Annotated in this window: 6 protein-coding genes; all 6 read left to right on the forward strand. The window is 68.9% G+C overall.

Going from position 1 to position 6000, the window contains the following annotated elements:
- Positions 1-53: 53 nt before the first annotated feature.
- Positions 54-530 (forward strand): AbrB/MazE/SpoVT family DNA-binding domain-containing protein, encoded by a 477-nt coding sequence (locus IF06_RS34425; protein ID WP_232236724.1) that lies wholly within the window; start codon positions 54-56, stop codon positions 528-530.
- Positions 527-1543 carry a tyrosine-type recombinase/integrase gene (locus IF06_RS0120005; protein ID WP_030272796.1) on the forward strand — a complete coding sequence of 339 codons (1017 nt, stop codon included), beginning with the start codon at positions 527-529 and terminating at the stop codon, positions 1541-1543. Before IF06_RS34425 ends, IF06_RS0120005 begins: the two co-directional genes overlap by 4 nt.
- 485 nt (positions 1544-2028) lie before the next feature.
- Positions 2029-2220 (forward strand): hypothetical protein, encoded by a 192-nt coding sequence (locus tag IF06_RS0120010; RefSeq protein ID WP_030272798.1) that lies wholly within the window; start codon positions 2029-2031, stop codon positions 2218-2220.
- Between the two features lie 523 nt (positions 2221-2743).
- Entirely contained in the window at positions 2744-3115 is a 372-nt protein-coding gene (locus IF06_RS0120015; RefSeq protein ID WP_157551506.1) for a hypothetical protein, read from the forward strand.
- Positions 3112-4602 carry a hypothetical protein gene (locus IF06_RS0120020; RefSeq protein ID WP_030272801.1) on the forward strand — a complete coding sequence of 497 codons (1491 nt, stop codon included), beginning with the start codon at positions 3112-3114 and terminating at the stop codon, positions 4600-4602. The genes IF06_RS0120015 and IF06_RS0120020 overlap by 4 nt, the downstream gene beginning before the upstream one ends.
- Before the next feature lie 454 nt (positions 4603-5056).
- The gene (locus tag IF06_RS0120025) at positions 5057-5983 is read left to right on the forward strand and encodes an ATP-dependent DNA ligase (RefSeq protein ID WP_232236725.1); all 927 of its coding nucleotides are present in this window, start codon (positions 5057-5059) and stop codon (positions 5981-5983) included.
- Positions 5984-6000 lie beyond the last annotated feature (17 nt).

A 6000-nucleotide genomic window follows, 5' to 3' on the forward strand; every position in this document is an offset into this window, starting at 1 on the left:
TCACTCTCTGTTACCGCCGTTGGTGGCAGCCTCGTCGTTCGGCGAGGTGGGTCATGACAGACCGGCTGATCGATTCGGTGATCCCGGCGGTGGTTCCGTCAGGCGGGCTCAAGATCCGCGGTGACTCGGGTGCCGCGATGAAGCGACCGCCTCTGCCGCTGGCGCGACTGGCTCCTACTCGTGACTGCAGCACGGTGTATGGGCTGGCGACTCTTGATGTGCACGGCCGCGTCGCTGATCGGGCGGTGATGGCCGCGCTCGGCTGGGTTCCTGGTCTCAGGCTGGGCATCAGGGAAAGCGGCGGTCTGATCATCGTCGACCCCGACCCGGGTGGGGTGTTCCGGGTGACGAAAGAGGGCCATGTGCGGTTGCCCGCTGTGGTCCGCCAGTGGTGCGGGTTGACAGCCGGCGATCGGGTGCTGCTGGCGGCCGATCCGAAGGCCGGACGTCTCGTGCTTCACCCGCCGGCCTCGCTGGACGCGGTGGTCGCCCGAGTGCACGCCGAGGCGTTTGCGGGTGGTGAGTCGTGAGCGGTGTGGCGGGCAAGGCCGAGCTGGAGGCCGCTCGGTTGTTGCTGTCGCGGATGGGCATCTCGCCAGAGGATCTGGTGGCGGCGGCGTCCGATCGTCCGCTGGCTCCGACGTTCGCGGAGTACGTGCCGGTGGTGGCCGCTGCGGTCAGTGCTGGCACGCGGCGGGCATACGGGTCGTACTGGAAGCGCGTGGTCGAGCAGTGGGGCCAGCGGCGTATCGATGAGCCGACACCATCGGAGATCGAGCGGCTGGCGGAGTACGTCAAGACGCATGTGGTGGCCCGCCGTAACGCGCGGGGTGGGCGCAGCGCGGCGGAGCATCTGATCGCGGCTCTGCGCTGTCTGTACCGGCGGGCGGTCGCCGACGGGCTCCTGCCTGAGGCAGAGAACCCGGCGTTGAAGGTGGCGAAGCCACGGCGGTTGCCGAGCACCCGGCGGGCGTTGGCGGATACCCGGTTGGCGGAGATTAATGAGGTGGCGGCGTCCACGGGTGATGATCCGGCGTTGGATAGTCTGCTGCTGCGGTTGCACACCGAGACGGCGTGCCGTCGGGGTGGGGCACTCGCTTTGCGGCCGGTCGACCTAGACCCGGACCAGTGCCTAATCCTGCTGCGGGAGAAGGGCGAAACGGTGCGGTGGCAGCCGGTGTCGCCCACACTCATGCGGTACCTACTGCGGCACGCCGAGCAGCGGCACGCGACCGAGACGGGACCGTTGTTCCGGTACCGCAGCGGGCAGCCGATCACCTACCGGCGCTACGACCACCTGTGGGTGCGCATCGGTGAACACCTGCCCTGGGTGCACGCTCAGCAGATCAGCACCCACTGGCTGCGGCACACGACGTTGACGTGGGTGGAGAGGAACTTCGGCTACGCCATCGCCCGGGCCTATGCCGGTCACTCCGCCAGCGGGGGAGATGCCGGAACCACCGCCACCTACGTCCGCGCAACCATCCACGAGGTAGCCGCCGCGCTGGCGGCACTCACCGGTGAGCCACATCCACTGGCATGACGGGGTGTTGGGGCGGGCCCTGCATAGCCGTCTGGGTCCGCCTACACGCAGCAAAGGATGAGGACACGAGTGGGTGCTCGCCGGTGCGCGCCTGTCGGTGGCGGTCGTCGGCAAATCACCGAACATCTGAGCGCAATGACGATGCGCCGCTCCCACGCCCGTACCATTGCGGTCATAAGCGCACGGGTTGGGCGCGTGTCGTCCACGTCCGAGACGTCCGGAACGCCCAGTCGGAGACTCGAGTGAGGCGGTCGGCGACAGCCGTGATGGCGTCGCCCTCGGCTGTCCGCTCGCGGACCGTGCCATCACCATGCGTCTTGGGTTGGGTTGATCAGGCCGCTCGACTGATGGTTGCCGGGGCGTAAGGGTGCTCCCGCACGTCCTCGTTTTGCCGGATGTTGGGCGACTGTCTATAGTGCGCAGCACGGCCCTCAGATGAAGGCCCCTCCCTCAAGGGAGGGGTCTCGTTGTTAGAGGAGTTCCGTATGTCACCGGCCATTCGTGCCCTGTCGTTCGCTCTCGTTTTCGTGACCGCGCTGCTGGTCGCCAGCTGGACGGGGTTCCTCGTCTGGCTCAACACTCACAAGCCGGTTGACGCCATCCTCCAGTCTGGCGTCGCCTTCGCTGGCGCCGTCGGCCTGAGCCTGGCCATCTGGGCTGCCTACAGGCAGAGGTGACCGGACTGCGAAGGCGGTGCGATCGCCTATCGCTGCCTGCGACGCCCCCGGCCCGCTGGCCGGGAGCTGCTCTCTACTTGCGCGGCGTTCCGGCCAGGACAGCCGATTCCTGCCTTGAGCCGTCGCATGCCATCGTGGCAGGTGGGACTGCTATCACCATGGTCACCTTCCTGGTGAAAGGCTGCACGGGTTCCTGTTGGGCGGCAGCGCGCATGGCCTGCTGCCGCCGAAGCCACCACGCACAGGCGAGACCGCGCTCGGCGCCCATCGGCCGCGCGTGCGAGCACATGAAGATCGACCGGTGCGTCTGACCCGCACGTCGGCCTAGTTCAGCTATGCAGGGGGATCCGCCGGCCTGCGGTCCTGGGCGGCGGTGCGGCGGGCTGGTGCGCGATGAAGTTGTTCGACTCCAGCCGGACCTCCAGTGAGGCTTTACGTCGCTGACGTGCTCTGACGTGGGATATCCACAGGGAAGCACCCGATGGGGTGGACGAGGCGCGGCCGCTTGGCGGAGGCTTCCCGCATGGAGTTCCCGGAAGCAGCCCGCGTCCTGGGCGCACGTCTCGCCGCTGGCGATGACAGCCTCGCCGCCGCCGGGGCGGTCCACCTGGCCGTCGAGGCATGGAAGCACTTGGGCGGGTCTGATCCCGCGTGGGATCGCTTTGGATTGGAGGTCCTGGACGTCCGCAGCCGCCTGTACGTGGACGATGTCGAAGTTGAGGCGGCTGCCCCGAACGCTGACGGGCCCGAGGTGCGGGCTGCGGTGAGGGATCTCATTGGACACCTTGCCCGGCACCACGATCGCTGTGCCGTCGCCAGGGATGGGCTGGCTCAACGGCTCGACCACGATGCGGCAGCCCAGCAACTGCGCCGGGCGGCAGCGGCCCTGGCATGACGGTCGGCTTCTGGTACGAGGAGGCGCAGCGGGCGATGCGGGCGGCCACTGCGGCGGTGACCAGACGTCGTGCGGGGACAGCCGGGGAGATCAACGGTTTTGTGGGTGCCCGCTCGGACCTTTATCAACAGCTGGCCAGGGTGACGGAGCTGCTGGTCGGTGGTCGCCCGGTGGCGGAGGTGCCGGACAGGGCAGCTGCTGGCCTGGTCCTCGGTCGGCATGGGCAGAGCCTGACCCGGTTCTACGTGGGGCTGCGGGCCGCTGCGGTGGTGGACGAGCGGCTACCGCCGGCACCCGAGGTCACCGCTGGCGCGGCGCGGTCGCTGCGCCGGGCTGCTGACGCGATTGGCGTGATGGGTGACATCGTCGCCGGTCACGTTCCACCCGGGCGGCGTCCCGGTACTCCGGAGGGGATCGCGATCCGTGCCGGGGGCGGTGTTCAGGGAGGGCTTGGTGATATTGCCCGGCTCGCCGTGGATGCCGTGCGGCTCGATGTCCGGCTTCCCGCCTGGCTGGACCGGGGTGGACCTCTGGCGCAAACGTACAGGCCGGTGGCGGAGGCAGCCAGATGGACCAGCGGCAGCCGGTTGGGTGCCGTCGCTAAAGAGCTGGTCGCGGCCGCGAAGGGTCAGCCCGACTTGCGTGGGCTTGATATCGCTCGATCGCCACAGCATCCGGCACCGTTGGTGGACACCGTCGATGCGGCGATCGCGGCAGTTCGGGCCGCGCGGACCTGGCTGTGGCTTCACCCCGCCCAGGTCACGGGAGCGCATCTTCAGGTCGGGACGCAGCTCGGCTTGGCGGTGCATGTCCTGAAGGCCGAGGGATCCCTGGCGATGACCGGGGGCTGGCGGCAGGCGGCGATAGCCGCTGCCGAGCTACGCGCGGCACCGGCGGCCGCTCCGGCCCAGGACGCTGTCGCCGAGCTGGGCGAGGCCCTCCGGTGGACCCGCTCGCTGCTGGACCCTGAGGCCCGGGGCTACATGCAGCATCGGGCGAGGGAGACTGCGCGGCTCGGCAGTGAGATGTTGCTGATGGCCGCCACCCTCCACCGGGGCCTACGCACGGCGATTCAGCGGCGGAACCTGTTCGTTCGAGGGGGTGCAGTCCTCGAGCGTCCCGCCAGTTCGCTGGTCTATCGCGCCACTCCCCGTTGGCGGCCCGCAACCGTCGATGATGACCTTGTGCGGGACCTCAGCCGGGCGTTGTGGCAGATTGTCGGGTCCGACGCCGAGGGTGACCCGGCGAGCATGGTCGCTCATGTGCTTGCCCGACCGCCTCGCCTGGGAGCGGTGCGCCCAGCGGCTGCAGAGAGTCGCAGTCCGAAGCTGGATGGGCCGCCGGACGACCGGGCGTGCCCGGGCCCCAAGCAGGGAGAGGGTAGGCAACCGAACACGGCTGGCGCCGAAACCGTGGCTGCCGTGCCGGGCAGCGAGGCGGTTGAAAAAGGCGAAGAGCCGTTGTCGGGCGAGATTCTGATCGACTAGCTCGGCGGTGCCGAACCGGTACACGTCGTACCCGTGAAGCCGCAGTTCCCGGTCTTCGGCGACCAGTTCGGCGTAGCGACGATTTACCTGGGGAATGGTGGGCTCGGGTGTACGGGTCACAAGGTAGACCTGAGGGATCACGGGTCTTCGACAGCCTGCCGCAGGATGACGAATTCGTCATCGTCCAGCCTCGGTTCGTTGACGCCATGTGCACGACGTCGTTGCCCAGGTGCTCGCCCCTGACGAGCCGAAGCGGCGAGGCCGCCGCGATGGGCGCTGACGGCTGAGTCGAGGTGACCTTGAAGGCCGACAAGACGGACATTTGTTGTAGCCGATTCTCGCCCGTGCCGGGTGGCCCCTCACCGACGATGGGCGAGGGGACGGGGATGATGAGCTTTCACAGCCCGCGCAGGCGGTGAGTCCGGCCCGGCGCCGGGTTGCGGCGGATCCCGCGTTGCGCCGGCCGGTCGCGCCGATGCTCGCCGAGCCGGTCGATGTGGTGCCCGAAAGTCCCGACCTGCTTCATGAACCCAAGTGGGACGGGTGGAGGTGTATCGCCTTCCGCGAGACCGACGGGGTGTACCTGCAGTCGCGGGCCGGTCGGAACCTCACCACCTACTTCCCGGACATCACGCGTTCGATCCGGGCGCTTCCGCCCGGGGTAGTGCTGGACGGCGAGCTGATCGTGTGGGAGCGCGGCCGGACGAACTTCGCACAGTTGCAGCGGCGCGTCACCGCCGGCCGCGGTCTCCTGCGCCTGGTCCACGACTGCCCCGCCCACTACGTGCTGTTCGACCTTCTCGCGGACGCCGACGGGCAGGTGATCCTCAATTTGCCGCTGTCGGAGCGGCGAGTCCGGCTGGAGCGGCTGCTCGCTGACGCGCCTGCGCAGCTCACCGTGACGCCCCAGACGACCGACATGCGGCTGGTCGCGGACTGGCTGCTGAACTGGACCGTCGCGGCCGGGATCGAGGGCGTGGTGAGCAAGCGGTTGGCTGGGCGGTACGAGCCTGGCCGGCGCGGCTGGTGGAAGTTCCGGACTCGAATCGTGACCGAGGCGATCGTCGGCGGCGTGACCGGCAGCATCCACAACCCTGACACCCTGCTGCTCGGCCGGTTCGACCGCAGGGGACGGCTGCGGTACACCGGGCGGACCCACCCGCTGACCGGCCCCCAGCGGAAGGAGCTCGCCGGGCTGCTGTCTCCGCTACGGCCTCGGCAACACCACGGCGCCGCCGTGGTGCACCCGTGGCCGGAGCCGTTACCCGCATCCTGGTCCGGGCAACTGGACCGCCCGGACCCTGTCTGTCAGGGTGAGTTGAGGCCAGGGGTTCATAGCAAGTCCGCCGGACAGGGCGAGTTCAGGATCGAGAAGTGTTGAATACTGCTGTTGACGTC

This window comes from Micromonospora globosa (assembly GCF_000717585.1).
Lineage (GTDB): Bacteria > Actinomycetota > Actinomycetes > Mycobacteriales > Micromonosporaceae > Micromonospora > Micromonospora aurantiaca.